The 16400-nt window shown below is 63.9% G+C and carries 15 protein-coding genes; 5 read left to right on the top strand and 10 right to left on the bottom strand.

Annotated elements, in window-relative coordinates; translation table 11 throughout:
• Window positions 1-73: 73 nt before the first annotated feature.
• The 10 genes from AC6CH3_RS02070 to AC6CH3_RS02115 form a co-directional block, all read right to left on the bottom strand.
• Window positions 74-1126 carry an NAD(P)-dependent alcohol dehydrogenase gene (locus tag AC6CH3_RS02070; protein WP_498130874.1) on the bottom strand — a complete coding sequence of 351 codons (1053 nt, stop codon included), beginning with the start codon at window positions 1124-1126 and terminating at the stop codon, window positions 74-76.
• Entirely contained in the window at window positions 1123-2643 is a 1521-nt protein-coding gene (locus AC6CH3_RS02075) for a mannitol dehydrogenase family protein (protein WP_498130875.1), read from the bottom strand. The genes AC6CH3_RS02070 and AC6CH3_RS02075 overlap by 4 nt, the downstream gene beginning before the upstream one ends.
• Before the next feature lie 4 nt (window positions 2644-2647).
• On the bottom strand, window positions 2648-3865 hold the full coding sequence (gene manD / locus AC6CH3_RS02080) for a D-mannonate dehydratase ManD (protein WP_498130876.1): 1218 nt from the start codon (window positions 3863-3865) through the stop codon (window positions 2648-2650).
• Complete coding sequence (locus AC6CH3_RS02085) at window positions 3862-4842, bottom strand: 2-hydroxyacid dehydrogenase (protein ID WP_498130877.1); 981 nt, start codon at window positions 4840-4842, stop codon at window positions 3862-3864. Before AC6CH3_RS02085 ends, manD begins: the two co-directional genes overlap by 4 nt.
• Before the next feature lie 2 nt (window positions 4843-4844).
• Window positions 4845-5834, bottom strand: a complete 990-nt coding sequence (locus AC6CH3_RS02090) for a LacI family DNA-binding transcriptional regulator (protein WP_498130878.1) — start codon at window positions 5832-5834, stop codon at window positions 4845-4847.
• 397 nt (window positions 5835-6231) lie between these two features.
• Window positions 6232-6798: a recombinase family protein gene (locus tag AC6CH3_RS02095; protein WP_498130879.1), complete on the bottom strand. Its 567-nt coding sequence runs from the start codon at window positions 6796-6798 to the stop codon at window positions 6232-6234.
• Between the two features lie 596 nt (window positions 6799-7394).
• Window positions 7395-8360: a sugar phosphate isomerase/epimerase family protein gene (locus AC6CH3_RS02100; RefSeq protein WP_498130880.1), complete on the bottom strand. Its 966-nt coding sequence runs from the start codon at window positions 8358-8360 to the stop codon at window positions 7395-7397.
• A 388-nt stretch (window positions 8361-8748) separates the two neighbouring features.
• Window positions 8749-10170, bottom strand: a complete 1422-nt coding sequence (locus AC6CH3_RS02105) for an MFS transporter (protein ID WP_498130881.1) — start codon at window positions 10168-10170, stop codon at window positions 8749-8751.
• A gap of 359 nt (window positions 10171-10529) precedes the next feature.
• A complete protein-coding gene (locus AC6CH3_RS02110) occupies window positions 10530-11078 on the bottom strand; it encodes a P-loop nucleotide/nucleoside kinase family protein (RefSeq protein WP_498130882.1) in 549 nt (182 codons plus the stop codon).
• On the bottom strand, window positions 11075-11722 hold the full coding sequence (locus AC6CH3_RS02115; protein WP_498130883.1) for a bifunctional 4-hydroxy-2-oxoglutarate aldolase/2-dehydro-3-deoxy-phosphogluconate aldolase: 648 nt from the start codon (window positions 11720-11722) through the stop codon (window positions 11075-11077). The genes AC6CH3_RS02110 and AC6CH3_RS02115 overlap by 4 nt, the downstream gene beginning before the upstream one ends.
• Window positions 11723-11865: 143 nt before the next feature.
• Between AC6CH3_RS02115 and AC6CH3_RS02120 the strand changes: the two genes are divergently transcribed.
• Genes AC6CH3_RS02120 through AC6CH3_RS02140 form a run of 5 tightly spaced genes read left to right on the top strand, consistent with a single transcriptional unit; the run spans window position 11866 to window position 16309 of the window.
• The gene (locus tag AC6CH3_RS02120; protein WP_498130884.1) at window positions 11866-12846 is read left to right on the top strand and encodes a Gfo/Idh/MocA family protein; all 981 of its coding nucleotides are present in this window, start codon (window positions 11866-11868) and stop codon (window positions 12844-12846) included.
• Window positions 12839-13834 (top strand): LacI family DNA-binding transcriptional regulator, encoded by a 996-nt coding sequence (locus AC6CH3_RS02125; protein ID WP_498130885.1) that lies wholly within the window; start codon window positions 12839-12841, stop codon window positions 13832-13834. The genes AC6CH3_RS02120 and AC6CH3_RS02125 overlap by 8 nt, the downstream gene beginning before the upstream one ends.
• Window positions 13831-14415, top strand: a complete 585-nt coding sequence (locus AC6CH3_RS02130; RefSeq protein WP_498130886.1) for a VOC family protein — start codon at window positions 13831-13833, stop codon at window positions 14413-14415. The genes AC6CH3_RS02125 and AC6CH3_RS02130 overlap by 4 nt, the downstream gene beginning before the upstream one ends.
• Window positions 14412-15317, top strand: a complete 906-nt coding sequence (locus tag AC6CH3_RS02135; protein WP_498130887.1) for a sugar phosphate isomerase/epimerase family protein — start codon at window positions 14412-14414, stop codon at window positions 15315-15317. Before AC6CH3_RS02130 ends, AC6CH3_RS02135 begins: the two co-directional genes overlap by 4 nt.
• The gene (locus tag AC6CH3_RS02140; protein WP_498130888.1) at window positions 15314-16309 is read left to right on the top strand and encodes a Gfo/Idh/MocA family protein; all 996 of its coding nucleotides are present in this window, start codon (window positions 15314-15316) and stop codon (window positions 16307-16309) included. Before AC6CH3_RS02135 ends, AC6CH3_RS02140 begins: the two co-directional genes overlap by 4 nt.
• The last annotated feature ends 91 nt before the right edge of the window (window positions 16310-16400 follow it).

The raw sequence follows: 16400 nt of genomic DNA on the forward strand, positions 1-16400 counted from the left end.
TCCATACTCCTTTGAATGGATGCTTCTGCATGTAGGGATCCGCGCACGCCTTCGGCGCGGGGACCCTGTGGTGTCAGTAGGTGATGAGGACTTTGAGGTTGGTGGGGTCGGTTACCGGGGCGGTGAGTGCGGTTGCGGCGTCTTCGAGCGGGTAGGTGCTGGTGATGATGGATGCCAGGTCTACTGCTCCTGAGGCGGCGAGTTTGATCGCGGTGGGAAAGGCGTGGGCGTAGCGGAAGGCGGTTACCAGGTCGATTTCGTAGCGCTGGAGGAATCCGAGCGGGATCCCGTCCACGGTTGGCCTGGCCTGGCCCACCACGGTGGCGCGGGTGGCTGGCGCGAGGGTGCGGATGCCCGCGGCCAGGGCGAGGGTGTTGCCGGAGCACTCGATCAGGCGGTCCATGTTTTCCAGGTCCAGGGGAGCCGTGGCGGTGTTGATGGTGCGGGTTGCCCCGAACGTGGCGGCGACGGCGAGCCGGTCATCGTTCACGTCTGTCACCACGATCTCCGCTGCCCCCTTGGCGGCTGCGACTTGGGATACCAGCAGCCCGATGGGGCCGGCGCCGGTGATGAGTACCCGGTGTCCGGGTTGGATCTGGGCCCGTTCGACAGCCCAGACGGCGACGGCGAGCGGTTCGATGGCGGCGCCGATTTCGGCGGGGACCGCGTCGGGCAACGGGTGGAGGGCTGCTGCGGGGACCACGACGTGGCGGGCGAAGAGCCCGTCAGTTGGCGGTGAGCCGAAGCAGGTACCGGACGGGCAGAGGTTGTACCGGCCTGAAAGACAGGTGGGGCAGTCATGGCAGGGGAGGGCCGGTTCGATAACGACGGCGGTACCTGCGGCTAGGGTGGCCTGTGGCCCCGCGGCGATGATGATTCCCGCGCCTTCATGTCCCAGCACTGTGGGTTGGGTCAGGATGTTGGTGCCGTTACGACCGTCCGCGTAGTAGTGCATGTCGGAACCGCAGATGCCGCCGGAGCGCATCTCGACCAGGACATCTGTGGGGCCGAGCGGTGGCAGGGATTTGTTTTCGATGCGGATGTCCAAGGCCGCATGGAGGACGGCGGCTTCGGTGGTCGTGGGGAGTTCAGTGCGGGCCTCAGGGGCAAGGATTTGGCTGGTCATGGTGTGCTCCGGGTGGCTGCGTAAGGGTGTGAGGGCGTGCCGGCATCGGCGATCGCGGCGATGGGTCCATGGGCGTGGAGGGTGTCGATGAGTTCGCCCGTGCGCTTGATGAAGCCGGTCTGGCCCGCCAGTTCCTCACCAAGGAGGTGATGTTCGGCGAGCACCCGCTCGGCCAGGTCCTGGCCGGAGCGGGACTGGGCTGCCAGTGTGGAGAGCAGCGCCCGGGCCGGGTCTTCCATGGCAGCGGCCTGCGGGCCGGGGTGGAACCCGCTCAGCGGCGCGATGCAGGTCAGGTAGGCGGCTGTGGTCAGTGCCAGCAGGTGTGGCATGTGCCCTGTTTCCAGCATCTGCAGTGCCGGAAGCGGGATGCGCTGACGGAGTTTTACCGATCCGTCGGAGCCGACCTGGCTGGTCCGGTGGCCCAGCGCGGTGTTCCGCCAGCGGGAAAAGAGCTGTTCTTCGTAGGCGTCCACGTCCACGCCGGCCGGTACCGAGACGCTGGGAAGGTATTCGTTTCTCAGCACCGAGCGGGCCGCCAGTTCGATGTGGGTGTGGGCGACGGAATCGGGAATGGTGACAGCATCGGAGAGGGCTCCGAGGTATGCGATCAGGGAGTGGGTGCCGTTGAGCAGCCGGACTTTGAGCTGTTCGTACCCGGCGACGTCACTGGAGAACACGGCGCCGCCGGCTTCCCAGGCCGGTCGTCCGGCGATGAAGTTGTCTTCAACGATCCACATCGTGAAGGGCTCGGCCGGGACCGGGATGCGATCGGTGTACCCGGTCTCGGCTGCGACGAGGTTGCGGTAGTGCTCTGTTGTTGCCGGCACGATACGGTCCACCATGGAGGACGGAAAACTGGTGCAGGTGTCGATGAAGGCCAGTGTTTCGGTGGCTTCAGCGGGGGAGAGTTGTGAGGCAAACTCTCTGATCAGGCGCTCGGTGTGGTGGCCGTTATCGGCAAGGTTGTCGCAGCTGAGGATTGTCACCGGTTGTGCATGTGTGCTGGCCCTGTGCTGCAGGCCGCGGACGATTTGTCCGATGGGTGTCCGGGGAGTTCCTGCGTTTTCGAGGTCGTGGCGGATGGCTGGGTCCTGCAGGTTCAAGGAGCCCGTGGCTGGGGTGTAGTGGTAGCCGTTTTCGGTGACCGTCAGGGAGACGATTCGCGTCGCGGCGTCGCCGATGACCTGAAGCACACGGTCCGGATTGTTCGCTGCCGTGAACGCGTCGCTGTGGACCCGAGGGACCGAGAACTTTGAACCTTCCGGCGAAATCTCTACCACTGTGTAGAGCATGTCCTGGGTGTGCATGGCGTCCGGGACCGCGGATGAGCGGCTCGAAACACCGATGATGCCCCAGTCTCCGCCGTCGGCGGTGACGGCGGCGTCGGTGTAGACGGCCTGGTGGGCGCGGTGGAAGTTGCCCAGTCCGAGGTGGACGATACCGGGGGCCGGGGCGGCGTTTCGTCGCAGGATTCCCGGGAGGGCAGCGGAGAGCTGCGGGATGCTGGAGGGGTTCATGTTTTTACCAGTCCTTCATGGAGCCGTCGAGCTCGCGGGCGATGGGCAGGTACGCCTGTTTGTAGGGGAACCGGGCTGCTGCTGCTTCGTCCACGTGGACTCCGAGGCCGGGTTCTTCTCCGGGGTGGAGGTAGCCGTCTTCGAAGCGGAAGCTCGACTGGAAGACTTCGGACACCAGCGGGTCGTAGCCCATGTACTCCTGAATGGCGAAGTTGGTGGTCGCCAGCCCGAGGTGGAGGGATGCGGAGAGATTGATCGGGGAGACGTCCGAGGGCCCGTGCGGGGCGCCCTTGATCTGGTAGACCTCCGCCAGCGCCAGGATTTTGCGGACGTGGGAGATGCCTCCGGCATGGACGACGGCTGTACGGATGAAATCGATGAGCCGTTCGGTGATGAGCAGTTCACAGTCCCAGATGGTGTTGAAGACTTCGCCGATGGCCAGGGGGATGGTGGTCTGTTGGCGCAGGGTGCGCAGCAGCCGCTGGTTTTCAGCAGGGGTAACGTCTTCAAGCCAGAACAGGTCGACGGCCTCCAGGGACCTGGCGAGGCGGGCCGCTTCGGTGGGGTTGAGCCGGTGGTGGACGTCGTGGAGCAGCTTCAGTTCCGGGCCCACGTGCTCACGCACAGCGGCGAGAACCTTGGGTGCATGGCGCAGGTAGGCCGAGGTGTCCCAGTCTTCTTCAACTGGTCCGGCCCCGCGGCCGGCCGGTTCATAGCTCGCGGCGCCCTTGGTGACGCCGTAGACCTTGTCCAGGCCGGGGACGCCGGACTGGGCGCGGACGGCACGGAAGCCCTGTTCGCGTCGCCGGTCCACGGAGTCCAGCAGCTGCGGGAGGTCCCAGCCTGTGGCGTGGGTGTAGGTGAGAATCTTGTCCCGGGCGGAGCCGCCGAGGAGTTGGTAGACGGGGACGTCGAGGGCCTTGCCTTTGATGTCCCACAGGGCCAGGTCGATGGCGCCGATGGCGGCCATGGTCACCGGCCCGCGGCGCCAATACGCGCCGCGGTAAAAGTAGTTCCAGGTGTCCTCGATCCGGTCCGCGTCCCGTCCGAGCAGGGCGGGGGCGAGGTGGTCGCGGAGGTAGCTGGCGACGGAGAGTTCGCGGCCGTTGAGGGTCGCGTCTCCCCAGCCGACAATGCCGTCGTCCGTGGTGATCTTGAGGGTGACGAAGTTGCGGCTGGGGCTGGTAACGAGGACGTCGACGTCGACGATTTTTCGGGTCATCGGGAGATCACTACATTCTTGAGGGGCTGCTTTGTGGACAGGCGGGTGATGTTTTCCGCGATCTCGAGTGCGCGGCCGCGGAAGGTTTCGGCGGTGACGCCGGAAGAGTGCGGCGTCATGATGATGTTGTCGAGACGGCCGAACGGCAGATTTGAAGGTTCACCGCGCCCGTCGGTGCTGGGGTACTGGTACCAGACGTCGATGGCGGCGCCGGCGATCCGGCGGTCTTTGAGGGCCTCGTATAGGGCGGACTCGTCGACGACGGGGCCGCGGGCCACGTTGACGATCTGTCCGTCCGGGCCAAGGTTGTCCAGCTCGGCCGCGCCGATCAGGGAGGTGGTGGCATCGTCGAGCGGGATGCTGACCACCAGCACGTCGGATTCGCTGAGGGCTTCGCCCAGGCGCTCGGTGGTGCCGGTCCACCGCAGTCCGTGCTCATCTGCCTTGGCGGATCCGCTGCGGGTGATGGCGATGCCTTCGGCGCCGAAGGCCTGCAGCAGTTTCCAGGCGGCGCTGCCGATGTGGCCGAAGCCGAGGAAGGTGATCACGGCACCGCGCAGGGTCTCGGGCTGGCGGATATCGGGGGAGTAGACGGACGAGGACCATATGCCGGTGCGCAGGGCGGCGTCCTGGCCGAGCAGGTTGCGGCGCAGCGCCACGAGGACGGTGGCGATGTGTTCGGCGATGGAGCCTTCGTGGTGGAAGGTGTTGGCGCAAATGGCCCCGGCCGGCAGCGCATCGGCGTCGATACCGTCGTAGCCGGCGCCGGCCACGTGCACCAGCCGGAGGTTGCTTGCTTCAGCCCCCATGGTGGCGATGAATTTGGGCCCGACGTAGACGTCGGCGTCCTTGAGGTCGGTCAGGACGGAGTGTTCGTTCCAGCTCTCGTGCCAGGACGTGACGGTGCCTTCGGGCAGGGCCGCTTCGAAGGTGGCGCGCTGGGGCATCAGGTTGGAGTCTGCGATGACGATTCTCATGGTTACTTTCCCTGGAGGGTCTGGTCGGCGTTGCGGGCGGCGGAGGTCGAGCCGCGCACGATGAGCTGGGAGCTGAGGTGGACCGCCTCCGTGGCGGCTGGCTTTCCGGCGATTTGTTCAAGAAGGAGTTCCAGGGCTAGGGAACCGCTTCGGCTGATAGGAACTCGCACTGACGTGAGTCCGGGTTCGGCGGCCGCGGCGATATCGAGGTCATCGATGCCCACCACGCTGATGTCCTCTGGGCAGTGGTAGCCCAGCGTTCGTGCGCCGGCCAGTACGCCGATGGCGACGAGGTCGTTGTAGGCGATGACGGCGGTGGCACCGCTGGCGACTACGGAAGCGGAAGCGGCCAAGCCACCGTCGACCGTGGCGTTTTGGTTGCCCAGGGTGACCAGCTCGATGCCCCAGTCATCGCAGAGGCGTGTGATGGCGGCAAGCCGCTGGCTGTTGGCCCACGAGGAGGCCGGTCCGGGGACGTAGGCCAGCTTGCGGTGGCCAAGGGCGTGCAGGTGCTCGACCGCCTGCCGGATCCCCTCGCCCGCTTCCATCAGGACCCGGGCTGCGTGATCCGCCTCGCCATTGATCACCACGAGTGGTGCATTACCGGCCAGATTATGGATCTGGTCCGACGGCAGCCGCGGAGAGCAAAGGATGATGCCGTCGACTCCGGTGGAGAACGCTTCCAAGTGGTCGCGCTCCCGGGTGGAGGACTCGCCGGTATCCGCCAGGACCATCCGATGGCGGCCGTGCCAGGCCTGGTCCTGAACGGCCTTGATGAGGGCTGCGAACACTGCGTTGGAGATATCCGGAACAATAACGCCGAAGGTCCGGCTGCCGTTCAGGCCCGGGACGTCGTATCCAAGTTGGACGGCGGCATCCATGACCTTCTGCCGCGTTTCCGCAGCCAGCCGGCCGGGATCCCCGAATGCGCGTGACGCCGTAGCGAGCGAGACGCCCGCGAGCTTTGCGACGTCAGTAAGTTTTGCCGGCATCGGTCCTCCAGTTGCTCCCTTGAAACTCTTCTCCCCAAGTATGGAAAGAGTTGTACAAGGTTGTCAAGAGTTTTCCATGAGCAGCATCACACGATCTCGCACCTACAGGCTTATGGTTCAACGGCGGTGGGTAGTGCCAAAGGGCTCACCACTACTCACCTGCCATCGTTGACACGGCCGAAGCGACATCAGGCGCAAAGCACTATTGCCGTGGAGCGAAATTTTGGAATGGAGACTCGCGGCCGGACCACGCCCGACCGGTCAGCAGGCGGCGGAAACCAGGAGCAGATGCGCGATTCTTTCGCCTAACGACGGTCTGTCGAAACACCGAACCATCATTCCGTCAGCCTGTGCCTTTTCCACCAATGGCTGGCGGCCGGATCGGCAGGGGAGGGCTTCAGGAAAGTTTGGCTTGGCGGAGGTACTGGTACACAGTTTCCCGGCTGATGCCATAGTCGCTGGCAAGGACGGATTTCGGGACCCCGTTGTCGGCACGCTGCACCAGTTCAGCCGCCCGTTCCGGTGTGAGGGTCCTTTTCCGCCCTTTGTAGGCGCCGCGCTGCTGGGCCAGGGCGATGCCTTCCCGCTGCCGCTCCCGGATCAGGGAGCGCTCGAATTCCGCGAAGGCACCCATCACCGAGAGCATGAGGTTGGCCATGGGGGAGTCCTCCCCGGTGAAGACCAGCTGTTCCTTAATGAACTCCACGCGCACGCCCTTACGCGTGAAGCCCTGGACCAGTGAACGCAAATCATCCAGGTTCCGGGCGAGCCGGTCCATGCTGTGCACCACCACGGTGTCCCCGTCACGGGCGAAGCGCAGCAGCTCAGTGAGCTCCGGTCTGGACGCGTCCCTGCCCGAGGCCTTGTCGCTGAAAACCCGGTCCAGAATCTGGCCGTCGAGCTGGCGTTTCTCGTTCTGGTCCAGGGTGCTCACGCGCACATACCCAATCCGCTGTCCAGCCACAGATGCCTCCAAACCCGTCGACCTGTCAGCTTGAGTTCTAGGGCCTTCCCAGGAGAACGTCAAGACATTCGGGTATATATCGTCAGGTTGGGGTGTACTCCAGCGGTTTCGAACAACCGGTAATGCGAGTCCCTCCCTGGCAGGTTCTACTGCTGGCTGGCTTGGGACTCAGGGGCTTGTTCAAGACGGCAGGTCTTGACGTGCCGTGACCCCTTGTCGTGAAGCATGCCCTGAGGTGCGATTAATTGCGAGGCCGCTCCGGGCGGAGTGCTGAGGCCAGAAGCTGTACGACGTGCAGACCGTCCAGACCGGCAGGGTCTTTGATTTGAGTGCGGCAGGAAAATCCGTCTGCGAGTATGGTTCGGCTGGGGCCAGCGTTGGCCTTCGCCAGGATCCCTTGACGGGCAATCGCCGCTGAAATCTCGTAGTGTCCTTTCTTCATGCCGAAATTTCCGCTAACCCGCAGCATCCCGCTGCTTCTGATCGGAGCGAGAATGATAAGTCGCATTTGGGGTCGGAAGACGTTGCGGTTCCTTGCTTGCGGAGAGCGGGAGACGTCGTCGTTTGCTTGTGCTGTCCCTTTGGTGGTGGGGAGGTCAGATCCGTGCGGGGGCCCAGTCCGGTGCATCGCGGAGCACCACGGAACGTAGGAGCTCGGCAGATTTGCGAACACCCTCGCCCGAGTTCACGATGACGTCCTCGTGCTCGATGTTCAGGGGGCCGGTGTAGCCGACGGACTGGAGGGTGTAGACGAAGTCTGCCCAGAAAGCAGCCCCGCCCGGGTGGCCGAGGCCGAGGGTGACGTAGTTCCATGAACGGTCCGCGGTGCGGGCCGGGGGCAGGGTGTCGAGGATGCCGTTGACTGCCGTGTTGGGTCTTTCGATTCGTGCGTCCTTGGCGTGCACATGGAAGATCGATGAGCCGAGCGCGCGGATGACCGCCAGGATATCTGCGCCCATCCACATAAGATGCGAAGGATCAAGGTTAGCCCCCACAACATCGTCGCCAACAATGCCCTGGAGCCGCTTCAAGGTGGCTACGTTGAAGACGAGCTGCCGCCCGTGCATTTCGACGGCAAGACGGACGTTAAGGCGACGTGCGAAGCCAGAGAGTTCCACCCAGTAGGGCGCTGCGACGTCGGACCACTGGTATTCGAGGATTTCGAGAGTCTCCGGGGGCCACGACGTGGTGATCCAGTTCGGCGATTGCTCGCCGCGGGCACCGGGGAGCCCGGACATCAGCACCACCGTAGGAACACCCATCTCCGAGGCCACCTTGATGGTGTCCCGCACAACGCCGTCATGGGCGCTCCCAGTGACCGGGTGGAGCTGGTTGCCATTTGCGTTCAGGGCGCTCAGCGTGAGGCCCCTCGAACTGATGGCTTCAGCGAGGGCATTGCGTGCGGTGGCGCTGGAGGCGAGCTCGTCGAGCTTTACATGAGGGGCTTCGGACCAGTTGCCCGTTGCGATCTCCACCGTGTCCAGGCCGAGTCCAGCGGCAGTGTCGAGCACTTGCTCCAGTGGGCGGGCACCTAGCGAGTCAGTGATCAAGCCGAGCTGCATGAACGGTCCTTTCGTGCGTCGTTAGGCTGGTTTCTAAAGGTTTAGACCCTCAAATGCCAACGGATCTATAGCTTTAGACGCCTAGCTTAGGTTTAATGTCCTGACATAACAACAATGCTTTCTCGAACACCCTGACAAAGCTAAGCTACGTGGTCTGGCCCGCCTGCCGCCCAGAGCTCAAACCGACACCGCCCGTTCAGCTCGTAACGGGGCCTGCGGGCGCAAACTCACATGACCTGCTCGATGCAGGTCAAGATACTTTGATCGTTTGATGTCAGGTTTAGGTGTGCCTCATCTTGCAGCCGGCCCCGGCCGGGAAGGGGGAAGCCCTCGACCGGAGCGGGTCGAGGGCTTTCCTCATGTGCAGTGTTGTGGAGGAGATGGAGGTCTACGCCTTGGAACCGTTCGTCTGGGTCCCGCCGTGTGGAGTCTCGAAGAGCAGGTGCTCGCCTTCCAGCACTTCGGGGTCTGCCGGTGCGACGGTGGCACGCGGGCCCTTGCTGCCGGTCTCGGGGAGCGTGAAGTAGACGATGAGGGAGAGGGTGACAATGGCGATCATGTAGTACGCAACGAACATGGGCTGTCCGGCGCCGACGAATGCAGCGGCAATAAGTGGTGCGGTGCCACCGAAGACGGCGATCACGATCTGGTGCGCGAAACCGATGCCTGCTACCCGGACTGAGGCCGGAAAGAGCTCTGCCTGAATGGTCGGGTAAACGGCCTGCCAAATACCGAGAACTACCCAGCCGGATGCCGACACCAGAACGTAGACCCAGAAGCCTGGCTGGTTCAGCAGCAGAAGCAGTGGGTAGAAGAGCACGATCATGCCGATGGCACCGATGATGGGGAAGACCTTGCGTCGGCCGAGGCGGTCCGAAAGGTATCCGCAGACCGGCACGATGATAACGAGCAAGGCCAGGCCGATAACGCTTCCGGCCAGGGTGGAGGACAGGTCCCGGCCGGTGGTCAGCTTGGCATAGGTGGGGAGGAAGGTGGCCCAGGTGTAGTAGGCCACGGCCGGGGCAGAGAGTGCCGCTGCCTGGAGCAGAGCCTTCGGGTGTTCGCGGAGCAGGTCCTTCAGGCGCGCCCAGGCGGACTTTTGATCGACGAGGGCAGCTGCCTCAAACTCAGGGGTCTCATCCGAGCGGGCCCGCAGGATGAGACCGGCGACGCCGAGGACGCCGCCCACAACGAAGGGGATGCGCCAACCCCAGGCTGCGAGTTCGGCGGGAGCAAAGGATGATGTCACGATCGCGGCCGAACCGGTCGCTGCGAGGGTAGCAAGGCCGCTGGCCATGTTGGAGAACGAGCCGAACAGGCCCCTCCGGTTCGCGGGAGCGTGTTCGACCATGAACGCGATGGCGCTCTGCTGCTCGGTGCCGGCCGAGATTCCCTGGAGGATGCGTGCAACCAGAAAGAGAACAGGTGCTGCGTAGCCGATCGTCGCAAATGAAGGGGTGAGACCGATGATCAGAGAGCCGAGCGCCATCCCGGAGATGGACAGCGTCAGGATGAGCCGGCGGCCGTAGCGGTCGGCCAGCGGCGAAATGATGATTCCGCTGAGCGGGCGTACAACGAAACCGACCGCGTAGGTGAGCAGCGCTGCGACAAGGGACGCGAACGGGTTCTCGCTCGGGAATATCTGTCCCGCGAACACCGCTGCCAGCAGCCCGTAGATATACCAGTCGTACCACTCCACAAAGTGGCCGATCGTGCCTGCCACCATGTTGACGGAGCGCCGGGGCGGCTCCGGCACTTCCGGAAATTCAGAAGGGCCCGAGCCGTCGAGCGCATCTTTTGAGGTCTTCATTGAACTCTCCATACTTTCACGTTTGCTGAGGAGGGGTTAGGGATTGAACCGTAGGCAATCGGTCCTCCGGCTTTTCACGGGACCAATAAGATCGATTGCTGAGATCGATTGCTGAGATCGGTTGCAGAGATCGGTTGCAACAACACTAAGGGCGACAAAAGAGACTTGTCAACGTCTTTTTGTGAGCCGCGTCGCAGGTTCTGGCATTGCCGCCTCCGGGGGAGGGCAACCGCTTTGTGCACTGTAGGCAGACGTGCTGCATCGGTCGATTTAGGGGTGGTGTGGCCCATTCATGCTGCGGGCTGTAAGAGCGGCCCGCGTAGAACTGGCCGAAAGGAGCTGCTCTGGCGGTTGAGCCGTCACCCCTCCGCCGGAAGGGGTGTCTCGTTGTTGAAGTCCAGGTACTGCACGCCGGACCACGCGCATTCCAAACTCCCGTAGACGGACCAGTACTCATCCCAATGGGAAAGTTTCCACTGGTCCCGTTCCAGGCCGCGACGGGTTAGCCGGTCCCGCAGAAGGTCCTGGGGGACCCTCACCCGCACCACCGTGGTCTCAGAAGGTGGCCAATCGAACTTTTCTGCCGCGCGCGTCAGAAAATCCGGTTCGTCGAAGTAGCCTCCGAAAGGGGCATCGAGCACGACGGACCGGCCCAGGCGCAGGTTCGCCCCGGCGACGTCCATGAGTGTCTCGTACTCGAGGGGCATCAGGTTGTCGCGATAGTAGTCGTTGGACTCCCGGTCCGTGGGGTCGTGTCCGGTCGCCTTCAGCGCGAACTCGACGAAACGGCCGCATACGCGGTCCTTGTCCAGGTATGCCGCGTTATGTTCTTTTGCTGTCTTCTGCGCGACCGTCGTTTTCCCGGACCCGGCCGGGCCAATAACAATAAAGACGCTGGGGACCGTCATCGGCGGGCCTCTGCCACTGCTGACAGGAACTCCTCGGCGGCTTTGGTGACGCGGCTAAAGTCGCCGTCCGGCTGCCATGCTTTTGTCACGTAGCTGCCGACGCCGACACCTGCTACGCCCGCCGCGAACCACTCGCCGACGTTCTCTACGGTCACGCCACCTGCCGGCATGATCGGCAGGTGCGCGAGCGGGGCGAGCACGGACTTGGCGTAGGGGATGCCGCCGGCCTCGGTGGGGAAGAGCTTGAGGATGTCAGCGCCCGCCTCGGCGGAGTTAACAAGCTCAGTGGGTGTGTAGGCCCCGCTAATAGTGGGTATCTGGTACCGGTTCGCTGTCCGGATCATTGCCGGATTCAGCTGCGGACTGACCAAAAATTCAGCCCCGGCGCGGATGCACTCATAGGCCGAGTGCTCGTCCAGCACCGTTCCGGCGCCGACCGCTACTCCATTGGCCCCATGCCTGGCCGAGAGCCGGCGGATAACCTCGACGGCGCCCGGGATCGACAGTGTGATTTCAAGGGCGCGGAAGCCTCCGGCGATGGCAGCTTCCGCAACGCGTTCTGCCACGTCGGCGTTGTCGAGGCGGACGATAAGGACGGCGCCGGATTCGTCGATGGTCTGCAGAGTGCGAAGTTTCTTGTACATGATGGCCTTTCTTGGGACCCAGGCGTGTTGATGCTCCATGTTGCCTGGGCCGCTGTTGAAGTGTCGTTGACAAACTTTCCCACCATCCATACTGTTATTGCAACCGATCTCAGCAACCGATCTCATACAAGGGGGTATTGCGGTTGACTCACGAACGCACAATCATTCTTGGGGCTTCCCATTGGCACACTCCGCTCTACGCAAACGCCATCGCTGAAGTGCACCAGGTCGTCGGCGTCAGTGACGACGACGTGTCCCTCGTCCAGGGACTGGCGGATGGCTGGGGAGCGCCGGTGGAAGCTGACTGGCGGAAGCTGATTGACCTTCCCGATGTTGGCCTTGCCTACGTTTTTGGCCCGCACGATGGCATGGCGGAGAAGTGTCTTGCCCTGATCGACCGTGGTATTCCGTTCGTGGTGGAAAAGCCGCTGGGAACGTCCCTTGCCGAACTTTCTGCGGTGCGCAAAGCCGCCGAGGCAGCGGGCGTCCCTGCCACCGTCCCACTGATCCAGCGGGGCGGTCCCACCGACCGGTGGCTCGCCAAGGCCGGCCGGCCAACCTATCAGCGGATCTCATTTATCGCCGGACCGCCGTCCCGCTATCTGGATAACGGCAATCCGTGGATGCTGGATCCCGCCAAGGCCGGCGGCGGGTGCTTGGCGAACCTGGGTCCACACTTCGTGGACCTGTTCCTGCAGGGCTGTGACGCAACCACGGTTCGTGTGCAGTCCCGGCTTTCGTCAACGTTGCACGGCGGAGACGTGGAGGACCACGCCAGTCTCATCATCACCACGCCGGAGGGACGGGAAGCCATCGTGGAGGTCGGATACGCCTTCCCTGGCTCCCCGTTGAAGCGTTACTGCAGCTACACCTCGGTCGGTGAGGCAGGATATGCCTCCGTTGACTCTGATGGTTCTGCTACCTTCACCGCCCTGGACGGGACAAGCGAGTCCGCCACGATCGACGTGGACAGCGACCCTCTTTACGATCCGTTCGTGCGGCGTGTCGCCCAGACGCTGGAAGATGGATTCCAGGGTCTGCCGACGCTGGCCCAGCTCGAAGACGTCATGCGCCCCATTTGGCAGGCCTATGACGACCAGCACGGAGGAAGAGAACATGCCTGATCTGAGTATCGACGTCGTCGCGAAAGCCGCCGGTGTCCACCGGTCCACGGTCTCCCGGGCATTCTCCCGCCCGGAAGCGGTGAAAAGTGAAACCCGCGAGCACATCCTCCGTGTCGCCGAGGGGCTGGGCTACACCATGAGTCCACTCGCCCAGGCGCTTCGACGAAAGACCAGCACCTTCATCCCGCTGATCGTCCCTGACATCACCAACCCGTTCTTTGCAGAACTTGCCAAGACGATGACGCAGGCGGCGGACGAGCGGGGCTACCAGCTGCTGCTCTGCGTCACCAATGGGGACCCTGCCAAAACTGAGGGATACTTCATCGCCATGCAGGCCATGTATGCCCCCTTCGGTATCGTCGCGCCCTCCACGAAGGTCGATACCGAGGCGCTGAAACGCTTCGATTTTGGCCACAAGGTGGTCGTGATCGACCGGGTGGAAGGCGACGATGCGGTCCCAACGGTCACCGTCGACAGCCGCCGCGGAATCATGCTCGCGCTGGACCACCTGCATTCACTGGGGCACACGTCGATTGGCTATGTTTCCGGCATCGCCGGAACGCACACCGCCCAAGACCGGATGGACGCGTACCTGGAGCTGTCCGCCGAGAGCGGCAGCGCACCTGTGGTGCTGGACAGCGGGTCGGATCTGGATGCGGGCACGCGCGGGGCAGAGCATTTCCTCGAGATGGAGAAGCCGCCGACCGCCATCATCGCGGCAAATGACATGGTGGCATTTGCGGTAATCTCCGCCCTCGGCCAAAGCGGCGTGCGCGTACCGGAGGACGTGTCGGTCATCGGTTTCGACGGTCTGGCTTTGGGTGCCCGGTTCAACCCTCCCCTGACGACCATCCGGCAACCCATCGCCGACATGGGACACATCGCCATCGAACTGGCTGAGAAGCAGAACATCGACGGCTCCGTGGACCACATCGTCCTCGAACCTGAACTTCTGGTCCGTGGCTCCACCTCGGGACCGCGCAAATGACCGCGCGAATGAATGGCGCCCCGGCAGAAACACTGCGGCGGCTGCCGGGGCTCCAGCACACGGACCACGTCGGCCTGACCGTCCCCAACCTCGAGGAAGGTATCCGGTTCTTCGTCGACGTGCTCGGGGCCGAGGAACTTTACCGCTCAGAGCGGGGTCCCGACGAAGAATTCATGCCCACAAACTTCGACGTCCCGGCAGATGCGAAGCTCACGCTCGCCATGCTGCGCCTGCCCCCGAACCTCAATATTGAACTCTTCGAGTGGAGCAGCGCTGAGCGGCGCGAAACCCCGCCGCGGCATTGTGATGCCGGCGGACACCACCTGTGCTTCGTCGTGGACGACGTCGATGAAGCGATCGCCGTGCTCCAGGAAACACCTGGGGTACGGGTGCTGGGTGAGCGCAAAGAAGTCGCAGGCGACAGCCCGCGCGTAGCCGGCAACCGCTGGACCTACTTCCTTACCCCCTGGGGCCTGCTGATGGAGATCGTCGACCGGTCCCGCGTTGCAGCCCCACCGCGGCTGGTCGGTCCTGCGGACTGGGCAGCGGCTCCAAACACTTCCAGAAAGGACAATCAATGATGCGGCTTGCAGGTCACACACTCGGAACCCCGGACCACACCGTTCCGCAGGCACTGGCGCTCTTCAAAGCCGCCGGCCTCGACGCCGCGGAGGTCATCTACCAGGACGACTACCTGTCAGGGTTGCCTCTGGGAGACCGGCGCGCCGCGATGGAGGCGTTGAAGGCTTCCGACAGTGAAGGCGTGCCGATCGTAGGCCTTACGCCATACACGACAGCCATTAACTCCCTCGATGACGTGGAGTGGCGCGGCGCGGTCGATGAATTCCGGGGTGCCATTGAAACCGCGCATATTGTCGGGGCTGACCGGGTCCGTGTCTACGCCGGGTCCTGGCATGCCGGGGACTCCGACCATGCCCGGCGGTGGGCAAAGCTCGTGGATGCGTTGCAAACCCTTGCACCTGAAGCTGAACAGGCAGGCGTACGGCTTTGCGTTGAAAACCACTTCGGCACCATGACCCAGTCCGCGGCCGAAACTGCAGCCCTGGTCCGAGAAGTCGCGCACCCGGCCATCCGCGTTCTGTACGACCAGGCGAACCTGACATTCACCCACGACGAAAAGTTCGAACAGGCCCTCGCTGTCCAAGGCGACCTGATCGGCCACGTGCACGTAAAAGACCTTGTCTTCACCGATCCCAACGCCACCTTCCGCGCCACCGAAACAGCGCGCGTCAACGCTTCCGAGCGGGCCGTACGGTCCCGCGTCGTAGGAAGCGGCGTCGTTCCCTGGCCCCAAATTCTCTCCGGGCTGGTGCAGCACGGCTACGACGACGTGCTCAGCATCGAACTTGAATACCGCTGGCACCGGCAAGACCTTCCCAAGCCCGAGGACGGATTCAGGGAATCAGCCGACGTCCTGCGCGCCATGCTCGCTGATCCCGCCCATGTAAGGAACGCCCGATGAACACCAACCGCCTCCGCGTCGGCGTCATCGGCGCCGGAAACATCGCTACCATTGCCCAATTGCCCACACTCGTCCAGCGCGATGACGTTGAGCTGGCAGCCCTGGTATCCCGCCGCGAGGACCCGGGCAACCTGGTCCGACGCTGGGGCTTCGGCGCCGCCTACCGGTCAGTGGAGGACATGCTGGATGCGCAGGATCTGGACGCCGTTTTCGTCCTCACCCCCCGGTCCGAGCACGCCCACGCGGTCCAGCTGTGCCTTAACAATGACGTCGACGTGTTCTGCGAAAAGCCCCTGGCCCCGGCCACCGAGGAGGCAGAACGCTTGGCGGACCTCGCCGACGAGCGCGGCCGCATCCTGATGGTCGACTTCAACCGCCGCTATGCACCCGTCTACACCGCCGGCCGTGAGCTGTTCGGCACGAAAGGCGCTACCTTCTGCGTCGCGCAAAAGAACCGCCCCGGATCGGAATACCGCGCAACGTTCGAGAACGCCATTCACATGGTCGATCTGCTCCGCTGGTACTGCGGCGGCGAACCCGTGGACGTGGCCGCACACGCAGCCGGTAACGATCCCTGGGAGGAAGACGGCACCGCAGCCATAATCCGTTTCAGCACCGGCAACACCGGAGTGCTCATGGCAGCCAGAACAGCAGGTGCCTGGAACGAAAAACTCGACGCTTACGGCGACGGCAAGACCGTGGAAGTCAGGGCACCGGAAACCGTCTCGACCACTGTCCAGGGAGTCACCACCTCACGGGAGCTCAGCTCTGAGGCGTACGGCTGGGCAACAGCGACAGACACACTCGGATTCTCCGCCGCCGTCCACCACTTCCTGGACAGGGTCGCTGACCGGGAACAGCCGCTCACCTCCGGTCGCGAAGCCGTCCATACCCAGCGGTTGCTCGACCGGATCCTCGCCGCCTCCGGACTGCCCACAGAAGAACAAGCCGGCCGGCAATGGGCAAGCCACGCCACGAGCGGCAACAGCTAGACAGAAAAGGTGCCGTGTTTGCCCCTGGCCGCGGAGGGCACCCAACCGAGCTTTGACAGCCCGCCGGTCCCCGGGAGCGGCTCATGACAGC

It is taken from the genome of Arthrobacter sp. GQ119 (assembly GCF_059759125.1).